18 protein-coding genes, 2 tRNA genes and 2 pseudogenes are annotated in these 22,034 nt (G+C 60.9%); 6 read left to right on the top strand and 16 right to left on the bottom strand.

Translation table 11 applies throughout. The features are described 5' to 3' along the window. Positions 1-110 precede the first annotated feature (110 nt). Complete coding sequence (locus GX444_11175; GenBank protein NLH49153.1) at positions 111-1,736, bottom strand: glycoside hydrolase family 1 protein; 1,626 nt, start codon at positions 1,734-1,736, stop codon at positions 111-113. Between the two features lie 304 nt (positions 1,737-2,040). On the opposite strand from GX444_11175, the gene GX444_11180 reads away from it, so the two are divergent. Together GX444_11180 and GX444_11185 are read left to right on the top strand one after the other, a co-directional pair. Then, positions 2,041-2,379 (top strand): hypothetical protein, encoded by a 339-nt coding sequence (locus GX444_11180; GenBank protein ID NLH49154.1) that lies wholly within the window; start codon positions 2,041-2,043, stop codon positions 2,377-2,379. Between the two features lie 200 nt (positions 2,380-2,579). After that, positions 2,580-2,723, top strand: a pseudogene (locus GX444_11185) (PepSY domain-containing protein). 867 nt (positions 2,724-3,590) lie between these two features. Here the strand turns inward: GX444_11185 and GX444_11190 are convergent. The 7 genes and pseudogenes from GX444_11190 to mgtE all read right to left on the bottom strand — a co-directional run bounded on the left by GX444_11190 (position 3,591) and on the right by mgtE (position 9,732). Continuing rightward, positions 3,591-3,812 (bottom strand): amphi-Trp domain-containing protein, encoded by a 222-nt coding sequence (locus tag GX444_11190; GenBank protein NLH49155.1) that lies wholly within the window; start codon positions 3,810-3,812, stop codon positions 3,591-3,593. Positions 3,813-3,867: 55 nt separating this feature from the next. Then, entirely contained in the window at positions 3,868-4,209 is a 342-nt protein-coding gene (locus GX444_11195; GenBank protein ID NLH49156.1) for a hypothetical protein, read from the bottom strand. A 28-nt stretch (positions 4,210-4,237) separates the two neighbouring features. After that, on the bottom strand, positions 4,238-4,786 hold the full coding sequence (locus GX444_11200) for a hypothetical protein (protein ID NLH49157.1): 549 nt from the start codon (positions 4,784-4,786) through the stop codon (positions 4,238-4,240). Between the two features lie 958 nt (positions 4,787-5,744). Continuing rightward, positions 5,745-5,960: pseudogene (locus GX444_11205) on the bottom strand (hypothetical protein). A 32-nt stretch (positions 5,961-5,992) separates the two neighbouring features. Continuing rightward, a complete protein-coding gene (locus tag GX444_11210; GenBank protein NLH49158.1) occupies positions 5,993-7,456 on the bottom strand; it encodes a glycosyltransferase in 1,464 nt (487 codons plus the stop codon). A 94-nt stretch (positions 7,457-7,550) separates the two neighbouring features. Further along, on the bottom strand, positions 7,551-8,351 hold the full coding sequence (gene recO / locus GX444_11215) for a DNA repair protein RecO (GenBank protein NLH49159.1): 801 nt from the start codon (positions 8,349-8,351) through the stop codon (positions 7,551-7,553). A gap of 4 nt (positions 8,352-8,355) precedes the next feature. Then, positions 8,356-9,732, bottom strand: coding sequence for a magnesium transporter (gene mgtE, locus GX444_11220; protein ID NLH49160.1), 1,377 nt, complete (start codon positions 9,730-9,732; stop codon positions 8,356-8,358). A 403-nt stretch (positions 9,733-10,135) separates the two neighbouring features. On the opposite strand from mgtE, the gene rsgA reads away from it, so the two are divergent. Further along, positions 10,136-11,212 (top strand): ribosome small subunit-dependent GTPase A, encoded by a 1,077-nt coding sequence (gene rsgA, locus GX444_11225; GenBank protein NLH49161.1) that lies wholly within the window; start codon positions 10,136-10,138, stop codon positions 11,210-11,212. Between the two features lie 138 nt (positions 11,213-11,350). Then, positions 11,351-12,613 carry a hypothetical protein gene (locus tag GX444_11230; protein ID NLH49162.1) on the top strand — a complete coding sequence of 421 codons (1,263 nt, stop codon included), beginning with the start codon at positions 11,351-11,353 and terminating at the stop codon, positions 12,611-12,613. Between the two features lie 6 nt (positions 12,614-12,619). Here the strand turns inward: GX444_11230 and GX444_11235 are convergent, their stop codons facing one another. Continuing rightward, the gene (locus tag GX444_11235; GenBank protein NLH49163.1) at positions 12,620-13,036 is read right to left on the bottom strand and encodes a hypothetical protein; all 417 of its coding nucleotides are present in this window, start codon (positions 13,034-13,036) and stop codon (positions 12,620-12,622) included. 78 nt (positions 13,037-13,114) lie between these two features. Further along, positions 13,115-13,933, bottom strand: a complete 819-nt coding sequence (locus tag GX444_11240) for a hypothetical protein (protein NLH49164.1) — start codon at positions 13,931-13,933, stop codon at positions 13,115-13,117. A gap of 159 nt (positions 13,934-14,092) precedes the next feature. On the opposite strand from GX444_11240, the gene GX444_11245 reads away from it, so the two are divergent. Both GX444_11245 and GX444_11250 read left to right on the top strand, forming a co-directional pair. After that, positions 14,093-15,517, top strand: a complete 1,425-nt coding sequence (locus GX444_11245) for a cation-efflux pump (protein ID NLH49165.1) — start codon at positions 14,093-14,095, stop codon at positions 15,515-15,517. 56 nt (positions 15,518-15,573) lie between these two features. Next, positions 15,574-16,569, top strand: coding sequence for a hypothetical protein (locus GX444_11250; protein ID NLH49166.1), 996 nt, complete (start codon positions 15,574-15,576; stop codon positions 16,567-16,569). Between the two features lie 101 nt (positions 16,570-16,670). Here GX444_11250 and GX444_11255 read toward each other — a convergent pair. The 6 genes from GX444_11255 to GX444_11280 all read right to left on the bottom strand — a co-directional run bounded on the left by GX444_11255 (position 16,671) and on the right by GX444_11280 (position 21,978). Continuing rightward, a tRNA-Leu gene (locus tag GX444_11255) sits at positions 16,671-16,755 on the bottom strand. A 54-nt stretch (positions 16,756-16,809) separates the two neighbouring features. Beyond that, a tRNA-Ala gene (locus tag GX444_11260) sits at positions 16,810-16,882 on the bottom strand. 90 nt (positions 16,883-16,972) lie between these two features. Next, positions 16,973-18,955 carry a hypothetical protein gene (locus tag GX444_11265; protein ID NLH49167.1) on the bottom strand — a complete coding sequence of 661 codons (1,983 nt, stop codon included), beginning with the start codon at positions 18,953-18,955 and terminating at the stop codon, positions 16,973-16,975. A 110-nt stretch (positions 18,956-19,065) separates the two neighbouring features. Further along, complete coding sequence (locus GX444_11270) at positions 19,066-20,574, bottom strand: NYN domain-containing protein (GenBank protein ID NLH49168.1); 1,509 nt, start codon at positions 20,572-20,574, stop codon at positions 19,066-19,068. A 526-nt stretch (positions 20,575-21,100) separates the two neighbouring features. Continuing rightward, positions 21,101-21,394, bottom strand: coding sequence for a hypothetical protein (locus tag GX444_11275; protein NLH49169.1), 294 nt, complete (start codon positions 21,392-21,394; stop codon positions 21,101-21,103). Beyond that, positions 21,376-21,978, bottom strand: coding sequence for a hypothetical protein (locus GX444_11280; GenBank protein NLH49170.1), 603 nt, complete (start codon positions 21,976-21,978; stop codon positions 21,376-21,378). Before GX444_11280 ends, GX444_11275 begins: the two co-directional genes overlap by 19 nt. Positions 21,979-22,034 lie beyond the last annotated feature (56 nt).

Genomic DNA, 22,034 nt, shown 5'->3' on the forward strand with positions numbered 1-22,034 from the left:
CAAAGCCCGATGCAAAACGGAAAATCGAAAGGGAACAACCAACTGGACGTGGGTCTATCAGGCCTCGGCTCCGAACTCTACGTAACCAAGGGGACATTTTTGCTGCACAGTTAAGGGGACATATTGCCTAAGTATAAACACTCGGCGATGGCGCGATATTCCGCGACGATGTCCCGCGCGGTGCGCGCCTTGGTCAGCGGATCGACTTCATACAGGCCGTATTGCTTCATGCCCTGGTTCCATTCGTAGTTGTCGATCAGCGACCAGTAAAAATAGCCGCGCACGTCCGCGCCCTGCTCGATCGCGTACCACAGCCAGCTCAGGTTTTCGACCAGATAGCGCTTTTCCTTGGCCCAGTTGTCGGCGGGGTCGGAGCGGCCGTTGTTTTCGGTGATGTACACCGGCACGCCGAGCTTTTCGTTGATCAGCACCGCCATCTCGTAAATCCCGCGCGGATAAATCTCGTCGATGCGCATGGTGATCGGGTTGAAGGTCATCAGGGGCGAAAGCCACGGCAGCAGGCTGAACGGCAGGCCCGACACCGTGATGCGCGCGTAATAATTCAGGCCGACGAAATCCAGCCGGTGGGCCAGATCCTCGCGGTAGACGGTCTGGCCGTCGAGGTTTTCGTCGAACCGGCCCAGCGCGACCGCATTGAGAAACACCATGTTCCACAGGTAGAACACATTTTCGGCCGCCTGCCGGTCCAGTTCGCTGTCCGGATCCTTCGGCACGGCCGGCGACATCGCGTACACCACGCCGACCTGATTGTTCACCCCGTCGCCGTCGGCGTCGACCGTGTCATTGGCGCGCACGGCGTCCACCATCCGCGCGTGCCCCTCGATCATCGCCGCCATCACCGTCTTGAATTCGTTGAAGCGCAAAAACAGCGCCGGCGGGTTGCTGCGCGAATCCGACGGATACAGGTAGCCCGGCAGCACCACCGCGAGCGGTTCGTTGAGCGTCGCCCACAGGTCCACCTCGTCGCCGTATTCGCGCGCCACGAACCCGGCGTACTTGGCGATTTCGGCGACGGTCACGTCCTGGTCGACCCAGCCGCGCGGCGAACAGTTCTTGAAATCCACGTGGCAGCCGACGCCGTCGTGAATCCACCGCGGCAGCGTGTAGTGATTCAACGTCACCAGCGGCTTCAACCCGCGCTCGCGCAGCGCCGCGAAAACCTGGTGGTAATGGGCGACCGCCGCCGCATCGGCCACGGCGAGCAGATTTTCATGGCCCGTAACGCCGATCGTCGAAGTCGGAAAAATGCGGCTCCATTCGAGGCCGAGCCGGAAACCGTTGTGCTTCAGTTCGTCCGCCGCCCGATCCAGATCCGCTTCGTACAGTTCGTAATGGCCCGGGCCGACCGTGGCCGGGTCGCCGCCGACCACGAAAGCCAGCGGATCGTCCACCGTCGCGGGCGAGGTGACGAATTCGTACCAATCGGAATGGGAGTCGGTGCATTCATCGGGGGACAGGCTCGGGCAGCCCATCTCGATTTGAAAGCCGGAGGTCGCCGCGCCGAACAGGAAGCCGTCGGGGAATTTCAGCGTCCCGTCGCCGGCATCGTCGTCGCCCGCGTCGTCGTTGTCATCGTTGTCGTTGTCGTCATCGTCGCCGGGCCCGGCGGCGTCGTCGCCCGCGTCGTCGTCATCCGAATGGCACTGCGTCAGCCCGACGAGCAACGAAATCGCCAGCAAAACCAACAGCAAACTTTTCGTCCGAAATTCGCTCACGATTTTCTCCCGCGGTGAAGAATGGTCGGCGCCCTCTATTTTATCCCCTTCGCCGTCGCGGCCAACCCCTTCCCCGGCCCGGCGGCCGCTCCCGGATGAAATACTTGTCGTTTGCCGGGTCAAGGAATAAGATGAAGCCGCAACTTTGAACCGCACACCCGGCGGAATGTCGTGTTTTTTCGGGACCGCAATCGGAGAACCAACCGGCGATCGTTCACCTGGCGCCATCGGCATTTTCAGGTCCAAAGCAAGGGTTGATTCGATTCCATTACCGTTAACAAAAAAGGGTAAAGGAGGAATGACCATGAGTTGGAAATGGGCCTTGATTCTCGGCGTGGTGGGTCTGCTCGCCATCGGCGTTTTCGCCGCGTGCGGCGACGACGACGATGACGACAACGATTCCGGTTCGACCGGCGACGACGATGCCGCCGGCTGCACCCAGGAATCGCTTTGCGAAATGGCGGTCGAATGCGGCCTCGGCTACGACACCGTGGAGGAGTGCCTGGAAGCCGCCGACACCGGCGTCGGGGATTGCGCCGATGCCGCCGGTCTTTTGTCGTGCAATTGCGACTGCGGCGACGCTTATGATACCTGCGAGGATTGGAGCGCTTGCGGCACCGAATGCTGGGAAACCTATTGCTGACCGCCGCGCGCGGCTTTGGGGAAACCGGCCGCGCCGCGCGTTGACGACAAGTGCAAACCCATTAGGCAAAATGGGGCTGAAAAAAAGTCGAGCGTGAAACAGGGAGGGACTTCATGAAAACCGGTTTGTATTTCCTTTGGGCGTTGAGCGTCTTGATGCTGGCGACCGGGTTGTTCGTCGCCTGTTCCGGTAATGATGACGACAATGACGACAACGACGACGCGGCTGACGACGACGCAGGCGACGACGACGCGGCCGATGACGACGCGGCCGACGACGACGCGGCCGACGACGACGCGGCTGACGACGACGCGGGCGACGACGACAACGACGACGCCACGCCGCCGCCGGGTTGCGACACGCTGCAACAAGGTTTGAACGCCGGTTTCATGGTCAACGGCGTTTCGCGCAGCTTCTACATCGACTTGCCCGCCGGCGTCGAGGACAACTGGCCCTGGCCGGTGGTCTTCAGTTGGCACGGGTACGGCGACACCGCCGCGAATTTCCGCGGCCTGATCGACTATCTGGTCGACAACGACGACATGCCGTTCATCGGCGTGACCATCGAGGACAGCAACATGATCTTCGACTGGGACATCATGGACGGCACGGCGGAAGACAACCGCGAGGTACTGTTGTTCGACGCGCTGCTGGCCGAGATCGACAAATGCTGGGGCGTGGATCCCGACCACATTCACACGATGGGCTTCTCGTTCGGCGGCGGAGTTTCCGACCTCCTGGGCAGCCGGCGCGGCGAGATCATCGCGTCGATCGCGACCTGCTCGGGCGTGTACGGTTCCGACCCGGCCAACGTGATCCCGTACGCCATCGCCGATTGGCCCGACCTGTCGGTCATCCAGAACAAGTACGTCGAGTTCCGGCTGCACGGCGGCGTCCTGGACAACATGGTGCTGCCTTTCGGCCAGTACGGCACGAACGACGTCATTTACCTCAACGAGAAGGGGCACGACGCCGTCGAGTGCATCCACCCGTACATTCACAACATGGGTTTCATGTTCATGGGGCCGGAGACGTTCATCGAGTTCTTCGCCGACCATCCGTACGGCACGACGGTTTCGCCGTATCAGGACGGCCTGCCGGCGGATTACCCCAACACGTGCGCGTACAAACCGAAACAGTAAGCCGGACCGGTCGGGAACATCGCCGTTCCGTCAACTCATTCTACTAAACGCTGACCGCCGACTCGGCGGTCAGCGTTTCCATTTCAATTGAAACTCGATTTCCTCCCCGCCCTTTTCGCGCTCGTGTTCGATGTTGATGATCGCGTCGGGCGGAATGTTGATCCTTTCACCGGCGATCTGCAGACGAAACGGCCGGCCACTTTCGAGCGCGTCGGCCAACCGGCGCAGCTTGGCGATGAACTGGGTTCGCGGATAGGCTTTTTCGATGTCGCGGGCGCTTTTTCTTTTCATCGGCTCCTCCTGTTCCCATTCAATCCGATCCGCTGCGACCCGGGCAAGGAAAAATTCAATCTTTTTGAAACAATCGCTCGATCAATCGTTTGAGGCGGGGGATTTCGTCCGGATTGCGCAAGAGGTAGGTCGGCGGTCGTTGGCCGAGCGCCGCCTGCGGCGCGCTCATCCAGGATTGCACGCCCGCGGCCGAATCGCGGTAGAGCGCCGCGATCATTTCCAGGTGATCGAGCGGCAATTCCGGGTAAGTCAGCTTGAGTGTCTGCAAAGTCGCGGCCGTCACGCGCCAGCGCGGATCGCCCGGCGGGCAGCGTTCCGCCCGGCGATCGACGAACGCCTTGATCTCTTGAAAAAATTCGACTTTCAACCGGGCGGCGACGCCGCGCAGGCCGTTCATCGCACGCGCCTTTCAAACCGGCGGGGCGTCACATCGCGAAGTCGCCGCAAACCACCGTGCCGTCGGAGTCGACGACCATGATCAAATTGTCCTCGGCGATTGTGCCGCAATAAAACGTCACGTCGCCCGCGTAGACGCCATCGTTGACCGTAAAGTCGATGTGGTTGGCTATCGTCGGCTCGGCGCAGACTTCATCGGGAAAGCTGGTCTCCGGCCGCGGGAACGAGCCTTCCAGTTCGCCGGTCGTCGCGTCGAAGCGCGTTCCCGATACCTCGTAGGTTCCGACGTTGTCGCCCTCGGGATCGACCAGACCCGTGATCGCGCCCGACGCGATATCGATGTTCAGCCAGGCCACCCAGACCTTCTCGACGGCGCCCATGTGGGTGGTGCCGTTGATCGTCAGGTCGTAGCCGTCGCAATCGCCGCCGGCATCGTCATCGGCCGCGTCGTCATCGGCGGCATCATCGTCCGTCGCGTCATCGTTGTCGTCGTTGTCGTCGTCGTCATCGCAGGAACAGCCCGGCGCCACGAACAACAACACCCCGGCCAGCAGCCAAAAAAGCCACACCGCTTTCATCGCCTTCCTCCTTGAGAGACGTTGATCGTCGTCACCTGTTTGAAAAATCGAGCTGGGGTGAATCGAGCGAAGTGAAAAATCCTGTGCCGGTGAACAGGGTCAGCCTAGCATCGCCGCCGCCGGGGCGCAAATCGGCGGCGGGTCAGGGCAGCGGCGCGAACTCGACGATCACCGGAAAATGATCCGAGGGGAAATGGTCGCCTTCCCGGAAGTGCGAAATTTCGCCGGACAGCGGCGTGAAGTCGTCCGAGGTCAGAATCCAATCGATGCGCGCGGCCTGGCTCGGCACCTCCGAATCCCACGGATGGGACGAGCCGGCCTCGGGCAGGCCGAGCGTTACCCAGGGATCGATCAGGTCGCCGGTGACGCCGTGATATTCCAGGTCGCCGGTCAGGATCCGGTAGGCGTCGCTGGTGCCGGCCAGATTGTTGAAATCGCCGGTGACCAGCACGGGCAGGCCGGGGGCGAGCTCGGCGATTTTTTCGAACAGCAGCGCGGCCGACCGCTGCGCCACCTCGTCCTGGTCGGTGTAATCGAAATGCGTGTTGAAATGGACGAAGGAATCGCCGGTCGACGCGTCTTCGAGCCACGCCCAGGTGACGATCCGCGGACAACACTGGCTTGAACTGAACACGCTGCCGGGCACGTCGGGCGTGTCGGAAAGCCAAAAAGTGCCGGTGTCCAGCAGGTCGAAACGATCCAGCAGATAGAAGATCGCGCAATGTTCCTCGGGAAGGAGCCGGCGTGACTCGCCGACCCACTCGTACCCGGGCACCGTTTCTTGCAGATAATCGAGCTGGAATTTCCAGCCTTCCTGCGTGCCCATGAGCGCCGGCGTTTCGGACGCGAAGAAATCCGCCGCGATCGACTTGCGCCAGGGCCACGAATCCAGCCCGTCCAGCGCCATGCCGGTGCGCAGATTGAAGGTGATGACCTTCAGATTTTCCGGCGGCGCGGTGTCGTCGTCATTATCATCGTTATCGTCATTGTCATTGTCGTCGTTATCATCATTATCGTTATTGTCATCATTATCATCATTATCATCATCCGCCGCCGGCGGCTCCGCGTCGTCTTCGGAATCGTCGTTTTCGCCGCAGGCGGAAAAAACGAACAACAACAGGGCGGTCAGCAAGGCAATCAATCCGATCCGCATTTGTTTTGGTCCCGCGTTCATCGACAAACCTTTCGCCGGCTGCCGGTCCGCATTCAATAATCGTCGCCTTTCGGCGGATGAGCCCGGCCGCGGAAATTGACCTCGTGAATGGGAAAACCGTCCCGGACATCGGAATTCATCACCGACGGCGAGGGAATGACCCGCACCAGGGATTGAGCCGGCCGATAAATGTTGTAGCCGACCGTCGTCAACCGGCCGGTGATTTGTTGAAATACTCCCGAACTCATTCGCGGATCGTCGATCCATCGTTGCGGATCGATCGCGTAGACGGCGTAGGAAAGCACCTCGAGCGTGGCCTTGGTGCCGAACCAGAAACCGTCGAACCAACCGGACAACAAAAAAGATCTGCCGCCGGCGGTTTGCACCGGGCACTTCTTTCTCGTCCACCGGTGATCGTTGCCCCAGTTATCGACCTGCAGATTCAGGGCGATTTTTCGCCGTTCCGGAACCGCGCGCCAACAATCCAGGATGACATCGAAAAAGTCGTCGCAAATTTCCACGTCATCCTGAAGAAAAACAAAATATTCCTCCGGGACGTCGGCCAGCGAGCGGAGGATCCGGTGGTAGGTTTTCCAATAGCCCCGTTTACCGAGATTCTTTTCCGCCTGAAACAACCGGCAACGGCCGCCGAAAGAGTCGACCAAGGCCCGGACTGCAGAGTAATCGGCGGTCGAGGCGTCGTCGTAAATGTCGACCCTGACCTCCCAATCCGCCGCTTCCGCGGCGATCTGCCGGAGCAGCAACGCCAGGTTGGCGGGCCGGTTGTAGGTGGTGATGCAGACCCGCACCGTGCGCGCGGCCGGATTGGGTTCGGGCAACAACCGGGGCGCGAGAAGTGGCGCCAACAAAGTATATAGATTGCCGCCGGCGGCCAGAATTTTTTCGCTCAGTTGAATCAACGGATAAGGGCCGCGGCAGGCGATTTCGGGCGGAATGACCGGTGGATCGGGTTCCAGCGGCGTCAGCGGCAATTGCCACAGCTTCGGCCCGGCGAACCAGGAGCCGTCCACCCACCCGGACGTCAGGATTTCCGTCGCGGCGAATTGTTGGATATTCAGCGTGACCGAACTCCACCAGCGAAGGTAGGTCCGCGGCTCGCGCGGCAGGTTGACGACGGTTTTGTCGGCGTCGGGGATATCGCGCCAGGCCCGGTCGAGGCGTTCGAAAAACCCGTCGGCGATCGCGCTGTGGTCCTGCAGAAACACCAGGTAATCCGGCTGCGACCGCCGCGCCTCTTCCAGTACCTCGTTGTAGGTTTGCCAAAGGCCGGCGCGCCCGCGATTATCGCCCCGGCGATAGGCAACGCGGTCCGGGTGCGCGGCGACCAGAGCCAGGACCTCGCCGTAATCGCAATACGAACCGTCGTCGTATATTTGAATGTGCACCCGCCGGCCGGCGGCTTGCGCCAGCAACTCGCGCAACAACGCCGCCGCCATGCGCGGGCGATTGAAGGTGGGCAGGAAAACCAGAAAATTCGGGCTGTCCGGCAGGGTCATGAAAAAATCTCCACCCGGCTGCTGGATCGTTTTTTTAACCAGTCGAAAAAGAATAGCGCACTTCCCGGCACCATTCCACTCGCTCCGCCCGGAATCAGCAGACCTCGACGGGCGCCGTCGCGCCCCGCCGGTGCCGGCGCGAAAACCGCGCGGCGGCCTCGGCGAACTGGCGCACCTTGAGGACGCGGCCCGAATGGTAGGCGATCATCTGGGCCAGCGCCGTCCGCGCCGCCAGGGCGTCGGCGCGCTCCCATTCCAGCGACAGCGCGGCGGCGAAATCCGCGGCTAGGATCGCTTGCAGGGTCCGGCGCGCCCGGGCCGACAGGCGAATCGAGGAAAGCGAGGCTTTCTCGGCCGTCACCGCGCCGCCGTGATGCGGTTCGAACGCGACGGTTTCGCTTTCGCCCAGGCGGCGGCCGGTCACGCCGCAGGTGTCGAGGCGCGGCGCCAGCCCGGCGGCCCGCAGGGTGTGCAATTCGACCACGCGGCCGACGCGATTGGGGTCGGTGCCGCGGCAAAGTTCGGCCAGGCCGCCGGTCAACGCCGCGAACGCCTGTTCGTCGGCGTGCATTTCGGAGGCGAAGGCGGCCGCGACCTCGGCCAGGTGGCAGCCGGCGGCGTAGAGCATCAAATCCTCGCTCAGCGGCCGGTAGGCGTCGGCCAACCGGACGGCGTCGAGCAGTTGGATTTCGCTTTTGCGGGCCGTCAGGTCGGCTTCGAGAAAATAGAGCAGATCGAGAATGCCGCCGAAGCGCTTGAACGACCGGCGCTGGCCCTTGGCGAGGGCCCGCACCAGGCCGTGGCCCGGCGTCAGCAGCACCACCAGGCGGTCGGATTCGCCGAACGCGTAGCGGCGCAAAACGATCGCGGGCGTGGTGAAATGCCGGCCGGCCATCGCCCTACAACAGGATGGCGGTGGCGATCAGGAAATACGCCGCCACGCCGAGGATGTCGATCGTGGTGGTAACGAACGGCCCGCCGGCGATGGCCGGGTCGAGACCGAGGCGGTGCAGAAACAGCGGCATGAACGAACCCAGGAAGGAAGCCAGCAGCATCGAGGACAACATCCCGAGACCGACGGCCACGCCAAACTGAACGGCGTCGGGCTCGCCCCAGGACAGCAAGGCGCCGGCCACGCCGAGCAGGACGCCGTAAAGCAGGCCCAAAAACAGGCCGATGATCGTTTCCTTGGCGACGTGCGACAGGATGTGGTGGCTCTCCAGCCGGTTGGTCGCCAAGCCGCGCACGGTGATCGACGCCGACTGAATGCCGATGTTGCCGCCCATGCCGACGACCACGGGGATGAACGCGGCCAGCGCGGTGACCTGGCCGATCGCCTCGTGAAAATGCTGAATCACCCGCGAAGCCACCACGCCGCCGAACCAGGCGACGAACAGCCACGGCAGGCGAATTCGGATGCTGCGCAGCGGCGAGGCGGCGGTGATTTCCTCCTCGGTGGTGCCGACCATCTTGAGGATGTCCTCGGTGGCCTCGTCGCGCATGACGTCGACTACGTCGTCGACGGTGACGATACCGATGAGCCGGCGTTCGGCGTCGACGACGGGAATCGCCAGCAGGTTGTAGCGGGCGACGAGCCGCGCTACTTCCTCCTGGTCTTCGTGGGCTTCGACGCTGACCACCTCGGTGTTCATGATGTCTTGCAGGATGGTTTCGGGAGGCACGGTCACCAGGTCGCGCAGACTGATGACACCGTCGAGCCGGCGGTCTTCGTTGGTGACGTACACGTAGAAGACCATTTCGGTTTCGCTGGCTTTGCGCAGTTCGCGGATCGCGTCGCCGGCTTCGGTGGCCTTGGGCAGGGCGACGAAATCGGGGTTCATGATGCGGCCGGCGGTGTTTTCGCCGTAGGACAGCAGTTCCTCGACAATGTCGGAATCTTCTTCCTTCATCATTTCGAGAATCTGGTTTTTGCGCTCCTCGTCCTCGATTTCCTCGAGAATCTGCGCCGCGTCGTCGGTGCTCATTTCCTGGAAGATGGTCGACAGGCGCTCGGGGCTGAGGGTTTCGAGGAAATTGGCCCGCGCCGATTCCTCCATTTCCGACAGCACGTCGGCGGCCACCTCCGGAGTGGGCAGCATTTCGAACAAAATCAGCGCGTCGTTTTCGTTTAATCCCTGGATGACATTGGCCAGGTCGGCCGCATGGGTTTTTTTGATGATTTTAACGAGGTTGACGGTCGCATGACGGTGGATCAGCCGGCGTATCGTGTCGGTGAGGATGGCTATTCGGCGCGTACCGGTATCGATCCGCTGCATCGCTTTCCGTTTCCATCCGTAAAGGCCCTTGTTCCGTCATTTTTTTCATGCCGGTTCTACACGCAAAATATTGATTAGTCAATTGATTTTTCATTATTCCACCCGCTTTTCCACGGTCCGTGACGCGGTTCAAATAAATTTGGCCGCGCCCTCCTTCCCGCGTTTACCGCTTGACCCGCCGGAAGCGAAAGAATATTCTGCCTCCCGGTAAAAATGATACAAACGAGGGTGGATGTTCGTCGTCTTGTCACATCGGGATCGGGTCTAGGCATCGAATCGTGATTCGTCCGGCGGCCTTTTGCGGGCGCCGGGCCGATCAGCGGTATTCTTCCTTAACCACAATCATTTCCACGCTATTTGTGCGCGCTCGCTCGCGTCGAAGCGTGATTTGGAGTTTGTCATCATGACCGATTATTCGGTTTTCGGCTGGAACGATTTTTTCGCGGAACAATGGCAAAATCAGGCGGCGCCGGAGTGGTTTCGCGGGCGTATCGCCGCCGAACACAACGGCGTTTACGAAGTCTGGACCGCCGACGCGGCCGGCAGCGCCCTGTTGCCCGGACGGCTGCGGCAGGAATTGACGGAGGCGGAACTGCCGGCCACCGGCGATTGGGTCGCGCTCGACGCGCCACCGCACCCGGACCGCCCGGCGATGATTCAGCGCGTGCTCACGCGACGGACGGTCTTTTTGCGCGGCGCCGCCGGACGAAAATCCCAGGCGCAATGTGTCGCGGCCAACGTCGACCTGGTTTTCGTGGTTTGCGGCCTGGACGAGGACTTCAACCTGCGCCGGATCGAACGTTACCTGACCCGCATTCGGGCCGGCGCCGCGCGGCCGATCGTCGTCCTGAACAAGGCCGATCTGGACGATCAGGCCGCTTCCCGGGTGGCGGAAACGAGCGCTCGTTGCCCCGGCGTCGAAATCCTGGCCGTCAGCGCCCTGACCGGTTCGGGTTTGGAGGCCGTTCGCGCCAAGCTGCTTCCGGGAACGACCGCCGCGCTGGTCGGCTCCTCGGGCGCCGGCAAATCGACGCTGGTCAACGCCCTCTTGGGCGAGGAACTCATGCCCACCAGTGAAGTGCGAACCCGCGACCATCGCGGCTGCCACACGACCACCCACCGCCAGTTGATCTTGCTGCCCGGCGGCGGGTTGCTGCTGGATACGCCGGGGATGCGCGAATTGCAGCTCCTCGACGAAAAAGGGCTCGACGAAACCTTCGCGGACATCGAGGAAATCGCCCGCGGCTGCCGCTTCGCCGATTGCCGCCACGACACCGAACCGGGTTGCGCGGTCAAAGCCGCCCTCGACGACGGCTCCCTCGACGCCGAGCGGTTCGACCACTACCTGGCTTTGCGGCACGAAGCCATGGTCAACGAACGCCGGCACAACGTCCACCAGCAAAGGCAGGCCGAACGCACCTTCAGCAAAATGGCGACGCAGGTTTTGAAACACCACCGGCCCAAACGGAGCGGCCGGTAAAAAACGACCGGGAACCGGCGCCGCGAAACCGCCGGCGCGGCGCCGGCCAAATCCGGAAATGGAAAATCGACCATCGTTTTCCCCCGGTTGCGCTATAATCGCCGCCGTTCGCCGACTTACGCCAAGGAGATCCTCGCAATGAAACGGCCTTTTCACCGGGTGTTGATGCTGCTGGCGGTTTTCGCCGGACTGCTCTTCCTGATTTCCTGCGACAACAACGATGACGATGATTCCGCCGACGGCGGCACCGGCAATGACGACGACAATGACGACAACGACGATAATGACGATAACGACGACAATGACGACAACGACAACAATGATGACAATGACGACGACGACACCGATACCTTCCCGCCCGGCGAGCAGACGCCGCTTTACGAAAAGGGACTGATTCTGCCGCCCGATTCGCTCGAATGCATCCCGGAATCCGGCGTCCCGCAACTGAGCTGCAATCATCACGGTTCGACGGTGGCCGAACTGCCCGACGGCACGATCGCCGCCGTCTGGTATCACGGCGTCACCGAAGGCTCCGCCGACGCCCGCCTGGTGTGGTCGCGGCTGGAACCCGAGGCCGCCGAATGGACCTGGCCGGAAGTGCTCTTCGACGACCCCGACCATTCGGAAGGCAACCCGGCGCTGTGGGTCGCCGAGGACGGGACGCTGAACGTCTTTTTCGTGTCGATTTACGGCGACGGTTGGTCGCAATCCCACCTGCGGCTGGTGAAGTCGCTCGACGGCGGCGCCAGTTGGTCGGATCCGGTCGATTTGCGCGACCGCTATTGCTGGATGAGCCGGCACCGGCCGGTGCGACTGGCCGACGGCGACCTGCTCTTGCCGCTCTACAGCGAATGCCTGGCCTATCCGGTTTTCATGCGTTCGACCGACGATTTCCAGACCTGGGTCGAGGAGCCCCATTTCGAGCTGTCGTATTACCTGGGCCATCCCGGCCAAATCCAGCCGGCGATGATCCTACTCGGCGACGGCGGCCTGTCCGCCATCACCCGCGACGGCCTGCCCACGCAGCGCATCAAGCGGATGACCAGCGAGGACAACGGCCACACCTGGTCGGCCAGCCGGATGACCGCGCTGCCCAACAGCGGCACTTCCGTCGATCAGGTACGGTTGCTCGACGGCCACGTGGTGGTGATCTACAACAACAGCCCGACCGACCGCTTTCCGCTGACGGCGGCCCTGAGCCTGGACGAAGGCGAGACGTTTCCCGCGATCGCCGACGTGAACGACGAGTGCGAGGATTCCTGCGCTTTCGCCTATCCCTCGATCCTGCAAAGCCGGCACGACGGTACCATCTGGGTGACGTATTCCTACAACCGGCAGACGATCGGCTGGGTGCACTTCAACGAACGGTGGCTGATCGAAGAGGGGCAAAAAGCGCGCTGAGCGCGGTCAGGGTTCGAGCAATTCCCACTTGGCGTTGCGCAGCAGGTATCGGTGCCGAGCCCGTTGCAGGTCGGTGCCGCGCGGCACGGGAATTCCCTGGACCAGCGGCGACTCGCGCGTGTCCTCGAACACCGGCAAATCGAAGGCTTCGACCAGCATTCCGGTCACCCGCACCCGGCGCCCCTTGTCGCCGGCGACGTAATAACCGGGCGGCCAGCCGTCGAGCCCCTCGATGTAGACCGAAAAGCCGTCACCGACCAATTCCGCCCCGAGCTTGCGGTTGACCGCCCAGCCCTCAACGGTGATCACCTCGCCGACGTTGGCTTGCGAGACGGGTCGCGGCGTCGTCCATTGTTCCATCGTGGCGCAGGCGGCGGCCGCCAGGCCAAGCAGCACGATCAGAATCGGCAGGCGCGGGTTCATCGGTGGAACATTGCCCTCGTAAAAAAGGTACGCCGCGGATTATAACAGCTTTCCCGCTTCCCGAAATCGCCCGAGCGATTAAATGGCCGCGGGTTCCTGGCCCAACACGGCGGCCGACCAGGTATGCAGAAACCGCCCCCGGCGCAGCGCGAACGCCTGAGCCAAAATGGCGAACACCACCAGGCCGAAAAACCAGCCGAGCAAGTGCACGAAGAGGCTGGCGACGATCGCCAGGCCCAGCGATCCGCCCAGAATCAAACGAACGAGCCGGCGCGCCAATTCAAAACGGGTAATTGACGGATCCGCCGCGCGGCCTTGCCCGATCCAACCGGTCATCACCCAGAACAGCACCGGCAATAAAACCAGCCCCATGCCGTACAGGGTGAGCGCGACGTCCGAAACCAGAAACGAAGCGACGTGCGTCACTTTCCAGCCCAGAAACGATTCCCTCGTCGCCGAGAAGAATCGCTGGTAGCCCTTGCCGTCCCACCCGTGCACCAACACGAAGAACATGCAGAAATAGCCGATGACCATCTGCAAGGAAGCGAGGTAGGTCTTGCCGGCGCGCAACAGTTTCCGCGTCACCCAAAAGCCGAGCATGCCCTGGGTGATGTTCGTGACCGCGAACAGCATCGCGATCCAGGTCGGCAGATTCCGGTCGCCCGCATGCATGGTTTCCCAACTCGGAAACGCCCACAACAGGCCAAGGCCCGACGGCGCGAAAAACACCGCCAGATAAATCACCGTCACCGTGAAAAAACGATTTTCCAGCAACGAAGGAGGCGTCGTGACCGGCGCGGCCGGAGCAGGGGCCGGCTCCGCGGTGAGTTGTCGCGCGGCCGCGTAGGCCAGACCGGCGCCGATGGCATAGCTCCAAAAGACATCCACTTGGACCATTCGAGCCTCCTTTTTCGTTCGTTTCAGTCCGGTGGGAAATATCGGTCGTGATACTCCACCATTTGGCGGCCCCTTTCGTCAAGCAGAAGCCGAAACCGGGTTTCTTGCGGACGCGCTTTGGCTTGGTATCTAATTCCCCTTCGTGTTAATATGGCCCCCATGTTGAGACAAAACGGACCGAATCCGCATCACAACGAGGGGAATCGCGAAAAGCGACTGGTCGCGCTTAGCTCGCTGGTGGCCGCGATCGTTCTGACCTCCCTGAAACTCGGCATCGGCCTTTGGACCAACAGCCTGGGCATCTTGTCCGAGGCGCTGCACTCGGGACTCGACCTCGTGGCCGCCGCGATGACCCTCTGGGCGGTGCGAATCGCCGCCCGTCCCGCCGACCGTGAACATACCTACGGCCACGGAAAGTTCGAGAATTTTTCCGCCCTCGTGGAAACGCTGTTGTTGCTGCTCACCTGTATCTGGATCTTCAGTGAAAGCTTCCAGCGGTTGTTCGGCCGGGAAGCAGTGCTCGTCGATGCCAACGTCTGGGCCTTTTTGACGGTTTCGATTTCCATCGTCATCGACTTCACCCGTTCGCGGGCGCTGGGCCGGGTCGCGAAAAAATACCAAAGCCAGGCGCTGGAGGCCGACGCGCTGCATTTCTCGACGGACATCTGGTCCTCGGCCGTCGTCCTGCTCGGTCTGGCCGGCGTGCTGGCCGCTGATCATTTCGGCCTGCCGTGGCTGCACAAGGCCGATGCCGCCGCCGCGTTGATCGTCGCCTTGATCGTCGTGGGCGTCAGTTTCAACCTCGGCAAACGAGCCATCGACGACCTGCTCGACACCGTGCCCCGCGATTTACAGAAAAAAGTCGAAACCGCGGTACGCGTCAACGGCGTCCGCCAGGTGCGTCAGGCGCGCATCCGCCGCAGCGGCCCCGAGTTTTTCGCCGACGTCATTTTATCCATCGAGCCCGACGCCAGCTTCGAGCGTTCGCATCACATCGCCGACGAGGCCGAAAAGGCCGTGCGGGAACTGCTGCCCAACTCCGACATCACGGTTCACGTCGAACCCGAAAACGACGAAAAAGAGGGCGTGCCGCTCGACATTCGCCGGTTGGCCCAGCGCCACGGCCTCGACGCGCACGGCATTCAAATTCTGCGGTATCAGGGCGGCACCTCGATCGAACTGCACCTGGAAGTCGCCGCCGACCTGTCGGTCGCCAAGGCGCACGAGCAGGCGACGGCGTTCGAAAACGAATTACTGGGCGGCTACCCGGATTGCGACCGGGTCATCACCCACCTCGAACCGGCCGGAAAACACGGGCAATTGCACTTGGTCGACGCCGACTCGCTGCCGCTGCTCGAACGGCTGGTGGAGGAATACCTCAAAGAACTAGACTACCCCTGCCGGCCGCACGACATGAAAATCCGGGACGTCGGCGGCGAGTACAACCTGTCGTTCCATTGCAGCGTCGCGCCGGACACCAAGATCACCGAAGCGCACGAATTGACCGAAAAACTCGAACACCACCTTCGCTTCCGCGTTCCCGAACTGCGCCAGGTTTCCATTCACGTCGAACCGGAAGACTGACCGCCGCGAAAATATGCTAGAGTGCCGGCGAGCAACCAACCGGAAGGCGGCGTTTGATGCGACGGCGAATTCGCCCCCGACATTTGCCGATGATCGCGCTGATCGATCTCGCGATCCTGCTGCTGTTGGAACTGGCGGCCGGCCTCTGGTGGCGTTGGGGCCGCGTGCCGCCCGCCGCGGTCGATTTCAACCACGTGGAATACCGGACGAGCCGCTTTTTCCAGCGGGATCGCGACCTGTTCTGGCGCTTGCGGCCTTCCAGCCGGATCGAAGGCGAATATCCGGGCGTCAGGGAAGTGCCGACGGGAATCACGATTAATTCGCTCGGACTGCGCGGCCGCGAAATCGCCCCGGCGCCGCCGCCCGGAATCGTGCGCCTGGTCTGCCTGGGCGATTCCCACACCTTCGGCTGGCGCGTCGCCGACGACCAGACGTTTCCGGTCGCCCTGGAGCAACTGCTGAACCGCGACGGCCGTTTTCCGCGGCCGATCGAGGTCGTCAACGCCGGAGTTCCCGGCTATTCGTCTTTTCAGGGCGCGCGTTTTCTGCGGCAGACAGTCCTGCCTCTGCAGCCGCGGGCGGTGATTCTGGCCTACGGTTCCAACGATGATTTTCAAGCTTTAGGCGGCAACGACGAGGAACTCGCCCGGCGGTTGGCCGGGGCCTTGAAGCAATCGGCGTCGCCATCCTGGTTCGCCGGGTCATTCCTGATCCGCCTGCTGGCCGAGGAAGTGCACCGCATCAAATACGAAACGGGCGCGGCGCCGCGCCTGCGGCCCGATCAGACGTGGAAATACACAACCGAGATGATCGAAACCTGCCGTCAGGCCGGGATCGAGGTGCTGCTTTTTCCTACGGGCCGCCTGGATATTCAGGAAAAAGCGGCCCGCCGGGAAGGCGTTGCCGCGCTCGGCTTCTTCGCGCCGGAGTATCTCGCGCATCAGTCCCAGTACACCTTGCCGCGCGACACCCACCCGAACGCGGCGGGTTACCGGGCCATCGCCGCCTATCTGGCCGGCCGTCCGGAGTTACGCGAAATTCTGACGAAATAACATTTTCCGATTTTTCGAGATCCACCCGCTCGGGGAATAAGGATTTTGGCAAAAAGAAAAAAGGGTCGGGCAAATCTGCCTGACCCCGAATGATCAACGAATGCCGGAGGACGGACTTGAACCGTCACGACCGCAAGGATCGGGGGATTTTGAGTCCCCTGCGTCTACCAATTTCACCACTCCGGCGGACGGAGAAAGATCGTTTTAGCGGATCGAAACGAATACGCCATTCAAATCAAATGGAGCTAGCCGGTCTCGAACCGGCGACCTCTTGAATGCCATTCAAGCGCTCTTCCAGCTGAGCTATAGCCCCGCAAGAGGATGCTTTTTATACAGAACGAACCGATTTCCGTCAAGCCGGAAATCGAAAACGGTCGATTTTCACCCGGTGCCGGTTTCGCCCTTAAGACTGCTTTTTACGGCGCGAGTCCATCCGTTCTTTCATCAGATCGAGCACCTGCTGATTGCGTTCGATCTGGATGGTCTTTTCCGCCTGTTCCATCCACGCTTGCAAGGTCAATTCGGCTTTGCGCTGCACCAGTTCCTCGCGGATCTTGCCTTGCTGCGCCGTGAAATCTTCCGGCTTCGGCAGTTGCCGTTCCTTGAGCACCGCGACCGTCACGCCCTTGCCGCTGACATAGGGCCGGGGCAGGATCGGTTTTTCCGCCGTCAGGTCGAAGGCCGCCACCTGCAGTTCCGGCGCGGCGCCGATTTTCGGAATGGATTTGGCGTTGCGGGCGAACGGACCGGTTTCATCGACCGTCAGATCCGCGCCGGACGCCACGACCTCCAGCGATTTGCCCGCCTGCAACTGGGCGATCAGCGCCTTGCCTTTCTCGAGCATGGCTTGTTGTTCCAGCTGGGTCTCCAGGTCTTTGCGCACGTCGGCCTGCACTTCCTCGAACTGGGGCAGATGTTCCGGTTCGACCGCGGCCAATTGCATGATGTAAACGCCGTTGCCGGCCTCGAGCGGCTGGCTGATTTCTTTTTCTTTCATTTCAAAGACCTGGCGCGTGGCCTGCATGCCGCGCGGAATGCCGGGCACCGGTTGTTGGGCCGAAAACGCCGAGCTCGTGCCGACTTTCTTGTCTTCGGTTTTGCCGAAGGCGAGCAAATCGGTGTCCGGTTTGATCTTGGCGTACAGCTTTTCGGCGTCGGCCTTGGCCAGTTTCAGGCCTTCCTCGGTCTTCAGTTTGTTCTTGATGCGCTCGGTCACGTCGGCCAGCGGAATCACGCTCTCCGGCTTCTTCTCGAGCACTTCGATGATGTGGTAGCCGAAGGGCGATTCGACCACTTCGGAAATCTTGTTCGGTTCCAGCGAAAAGGCGGTGTCCTCGAAGGTCTTGACCATCCGGCCGCGGCCGAACCAGCCCAGATCGCCGTTCTTGTCCTTGGAACCCGGATCGTCGCTGTTGGCCTTCGCCAGCTCGGCGAAATCGCCGCCGTTCTGTAGTTTCAGCCGCAGGCTTTCCGCCTTGAGGCGGGCGGCTTCCTTCTGGGCGGCGTCAGTCGCGGGCTCGGATTTGATCAGGATGTGGCGAGCGTGCACCTGTTCGGGCTGCTTGAATTCCTTTTCCTTGTTCGCTTCGTAATATTCCTGCACCTGGGCGTCGGTGAGCGTGACTTCTTTCTCGTACTCGCCCGCGTCGCAGAGGATGTAATTGATTTTGCGTTTTTCGGGAACCTTGAATTTATCGGGGGCGGCGTCGAAATGCGCCTTGACCTGTTCGTCGGTCGGCGTGGCGGCGGCCGTTACGTCCTTGGGCATGATCTTGACGAAGCGCAGATCGACCTGATCCGCGCGGGCTTCGAACTCGGACCGGACCTCGTCGTCGGTCACTTTAACCGAGGCGAAGACCAGTTCGCGCAGTTTCGATGACAACATGCTGCGGCGAATGTCGTTTTCAAATTCCTTCGGCGCGATCTTCTGCCGGCGCAACATCTGCAGATAACGATCGCGGTCGAACCGGCCGTTGGTGAGAAAACGCCCGTCGCGGTAGATCTGATCGGCGATTTCCTCCGTGGTGACCGTCAAGCCCATGTTGGCCGCCAGCACTTCCATGACGCGATCGCCGATGAGCTGGTTGAGCGCCATGTTGCCCAGGTCCACCTGGCCGAGCAACATCTCGGCCATTTCGCCGAAGCGCTTGCGATACATTTCGTCCAGGTACCGCTCCGTCCGGGCCAGCAGGCCGACGCTGATCGGCACGCCGTTGACCTTGGCGGCCCAGGTCATCTCGTCATTGCCGGAATGGCGACCCATATTGCGCTTGGCGCGCGTCACGTAGGACATCGCGCCGAAACCGATGATAAAACTCAACGCCACCGACAGCAGCAGAATTTTGATCAACTTCGACTTGCTGTGCCGACGCATGATATCTAGCATGGCCAAAACCCCATTAAATAAAGACTTCGCGAACGACGAAAGCTACCCCAAGGGCAGGGAAAAATCAACCGCTTCGTCGCGGCTTCCGCAAATGGATTGTTTAACGCTTTTTAACCGTTTTCCCGCGGCGCCGGATCGCCGACGCGGGCGACGATCCGCCGGGCGTATTCGAGCGTGTCGCCGCCCTGCAGGATCGAGGTCAGAACCTCGGGGACCAGAGGCATGAAGCGCGCAAAATGACGGGCCAGTTGCAGATCCACCCGCTCCAGCACCTGGTCGGTGCCTTGGAATTCGCCGCCGATCTCGCGCTTGCGATTTTTCCAATAGACTTGTTCGTCGTCGTCGAGGAAGCGAATCACCCCGGCCCAGAACAGCAGTTTCTGCACCGCGTAGATGGTCTTTTGCGTCAACTCGTAACGCGGCAGGCCGGAGGCGCCGAGGCTGTTTTCGGCATAGGCGCCGAGCAGGAATTCCTCGAGCTCGTATTCGCTGAGCGGGTTGCCCGGGCCGTTGATGCGGAAAATTTCCGCCACGACCGGTTGGGTGATCTCGCGGTTGTACAGGTAGATCCGCGGCTCCCAAAGCGTCCGCAAATAATCGCTGCGCTTGATGTCCTCGGGCCGGGTCGGAAAAACCGGCGGCGCTTCGTAACCGCGTTCCTCGAAAACCATCCGCGGCGGCATCGCGCCGAACTGTCGCGGCTCGGGCTCGGCGATCGAAACCACCGTGCGATAAGCCGCTTCGCTTGTTTCCGGCTCCGGCTCCGGCTCCGGCTCCAATTCGATGTGATGGCTCAAATCGGCATTCAACTCGGCGGCCTCCGCGGCGATCAACGAGGTGGCCGGCCGTTCTTTGAGGTCGACCTTCATTTCCTGGTAACGCTCGTCGAACGTGACGTTCACCACGTCGCCGCACGCGGCGAGGAACTCGCGGAAATTCCCGAAACCCAGATCGGCTTCGTCGAAGGAGGGAGCCAGTTGAATCATCTGCCACCGCAGCCAACGGCCGACGGCCGGCCGGTCGGCGAAGCGGTGCCGCTGCATGGCGCGCACCAATAGATCCTTGGCTTCCTGAATGTCCATGTCGCCGACCTGCTCCCGCAGGGAGTGCGGATCCTCGACGGCGATGGTGCGGTAAAAACGAAAGAGATTGCAGGCATGCACGAGGTGTTCGCTGGTGTGCTGCCGCGTCCCGATGCCGACCACCTTCTTGCCGTGCTTGCGCAGGTTGAGGATCAGCCCGGTGTAATCCGAATCCGACGCCACGATGACGAACGTGGTGATCTGCGGATAGAGAAACAGCGCCTCCATCGCGTCGGCGGTCAGCCGGATGTCGGCCGCGTTTTTGCGCTGCGTCCCGCGCGTGTAGATTTGCGCCAGGTCGACGTTGTTGCCCAACAGATTGTACATGTGCGGGTTGACGTAGTGCCAGTTCGAGTAAGCCCGTTTGATCGTCACCCGGCCGATGTTCTGGTCCACGTAATCCAGAACCTTGTTCATCTGAAACGGCTCGTCGCCAGCCTCCTCCACGGTCAATCGCATATTTTCAAAATCGATGAAAACAGCCGCGACATCCTTGGCGGGATCAAACAACGAGGGTGCTTCGGTGTCATTAAACATGTGTGATCTCCTTGATTAAACAATACATGATTAGAAAGAACGCCAAGTTCCATCCGACCCAGTAAACCTAAGTCATCCGGCGGAAGTGTCAACCATTTTCTGTTGCGGCCGCACTGGGGGGCAAAACGACTTGTCTCTGGATTTCCAGGAAGAAAAAAAGAGGGAAAAATGTCTATTATGGTTTGATATCAGGCACTTACGAAGCTAGCAGCGGGTGGACAACTGGTTTTGCAACAATTCCGACTTTGTGCTGTTTTGTGCAGCCGCTGCGCTATACGGCCATATAACCAAAATCCCCGTAAACAAAGAATAAAAACCATAATTTGGTAGCAACGGGATAAAACCTGGAGCGCGACAGGTCGGAAATATTTCCGACTAGGACGTAAGTGCTTGAGATATAGCGGTAAATCGCGATAAAAATGAGAATCGGAATGAAAATCGGAAAAATCCTTCATTCTAAAAAATGAATTAGGCCAATTTGACCAACTGTTAGTTATTATTAGTCTATCTTGTGAATAAACAGCCCTCACAGCTCCTCCATCCACCACCACCAGTGAGAGCGGGGGAACGATTCACGCCATAATTTGATGGTCTCGAAGCGCTCCTTGTTGCCAATCACCCAATCCTTTTGCTCGGTCAAGATGCGGCGTAGTTCGGCAAACTCAGTATGGTTGGCTTGCTCGGAAGCCTTTCCTTTGGCCACCATCGAAGAGATGTTCTCAAGCGCCGGTGGAAAATAAGTATCAAACCGGTCCTCATCAGGCGGCACAAGCGATTGAACCTGCGTTGCGATCGTCGCCGTTATTTTAACCGTAGCCATATCATTTGCTTCCTTCTGTTTTCCAGACGTTTATCAAAATCATCGATATAGTTACATGAGCGAATGACGCCTTCCGCGTCCACATCAACCTCCATTGGCGGCGATTCAGACATATAAACGTACTGCATTTCGCCTGCCCCTGCCTCCGAACCGCGTGGGTAGATCTGTACAAGTATTTCCTTGGCCTGAGCAACCGCGGTGGAGGCGATGGCGGCGAGATCTCGCTTGGCCTGCTCCTTTAGCGCGTCACCAGCGTTCCTGTCAACCGCAATGCCGAAATCGGGTCCGTGAGCGAAGATATCATGTTTGGCATCTTGTCGATTGTACGAGAGACCTTCCCTGGTGGCGGCTTTCCGCTTGATATCAGAAGCTCGAAGATAGTGTTCAGCGGGCGTATAGCTACGAACACGCTTTTTGTCGCCATCACCGACATGACTGCCATCAACTAAACTTGGAGCGGTAGGCGATTCGAGGATCGCCATCGTCGTCGTCTTGCACCTGTAGTGGTAGATCGGCAGCCCGAAGTTGTCCGGCAGCGCCTCCGTTTTTCCGGTGTAACGTCCCTTCCACGGCTGGGCGTTCATCAGGCCTTCTTTCGTTTTCGCCGCCAGAGCCGCAGCCGGCCGGCGCCGTTCGCCGC

It is taken from the genome of Myxococcales bacterium (assembly GCA_012517325.1).
Lineage (GTDB): Bacteria > Lernaellota > Lernaellaia > Lernaellales > Lernaellaceae > JAAYVF01.

Bases quoted from the DNA above. Each gene is read 5' to 3' on its own strand.
- GX444_11180 (NLH49154.1), top strand. From the start codon at position 2,041: ATGAGTTGGAAATGGGCCTTGATTCTCGGCGTGGTGGGTCTGCTCGCC.
- GX444_11190 (NLH49155.1), bottom strand. From the start codon at position 3,812: ATGAAAAGAAAAAGCGCCCGCGACATCGAAAAAGCCTATCCGCGAACC.
- GX444_11195 (NLH49156.1), bottom strand. From the start codon at position 4,209: ATGAACGGCCTGCGCGGCGTCGCCGCCCGGTTGAAAGTCGAATTTTTT.
- GX444_11200 (NLH49157.1), bottom strand. From the start codon at position 4,786: ATGAAAGCGGTGTGGCTTTTTTGGCTGCTGGCCGGGGTGTTGTTGTTC.
- GX444_11210 (NLH49158.1), bottom strand. From the start codon at position 7,456: ATGACCCTGCCGGACAGCCCGAATTTTCTGGTTTTCCTGCCCACCTTC.
- recO (NLH49159.1), bottom strand. From the start codon at position 8,351: ATGGCCGGCCGGCATTTCACCACGCCCGCGATCGTTTTGCGCCGCTAC.
- mgtE (NLH49160.1), bottom strand. From the start codon at position 9,732: ATGCAGCGGATCGATACCGGTACGCGCCGAATAGCCATCCTCACCGAC.
- rsgA (NLH49161.1), top strand. From the start codon at position 10,136: ATGACCGATTATTCGGTTTTCGGCTGGAACGATTTTTTCGCGGAACAA.
- GX444_11230 (NLH49162.1), top strand. From the start codon at position 11,351: ATGAAACGGCCTTTTCACCGGGTGTTGATGCTGCTGGCGGTTTTCGCC.
- GX444_11235 (NLH49163.1), bottom strand. From the start codon at position 13,036: ATGAACCCGCGCCTGCCGATTCTGATCGTGCTGCTTGGCCTGGCGGCC.
- GX444_11240 (NLH49164.1), bottom strand. From the start codon at position 13,933: ATGGTCCAAGTGGATGTCTTTTGGAGCTATGCCATCGGCGCCGGTCTG.
- GX444_11245 (NLH49165.1), top strand. From the start codon at position 14,093: ATGTTGAGACAAAACGGACCGAATCCGCATCACAACGAGGGGAATCGC.
- GX444_11250 (NLH49166.1), top strand. From the start codon at position 15,574: ATGCGACGGCGAATTCGCCCCCGACATTTGCCGATGATCGCGCTGATC.
- GX444_11265 (NLH49167.1), bottom strand. From the start codon at position 18,955: ATGCTAGATATCATGCGTCGGCACAGCAAGTCGAAGTTGATCAAAATT.
- GX444_11270 (NLH49168.1), bottom strand. From the start codon at position 20,574: ATGTTTAATGACACCGAAGCACCCTCGTTGTTTGATCCCGCCAAGGAT.
- GX444_11275 (NLH49169.1), bottom strand. From the start codon at position 21,394: ATGGCTACGGTTAAAATAACGGCGACGATCGCAACGCAGGTTCAATCG.
- GX444_11280 (NLH49170.1), bottom strand. From the start codon at position 21,978: ATGAACGCCCAGCCGTGGAAGGGACGTTACACCGGAAAAACGGAGGCG.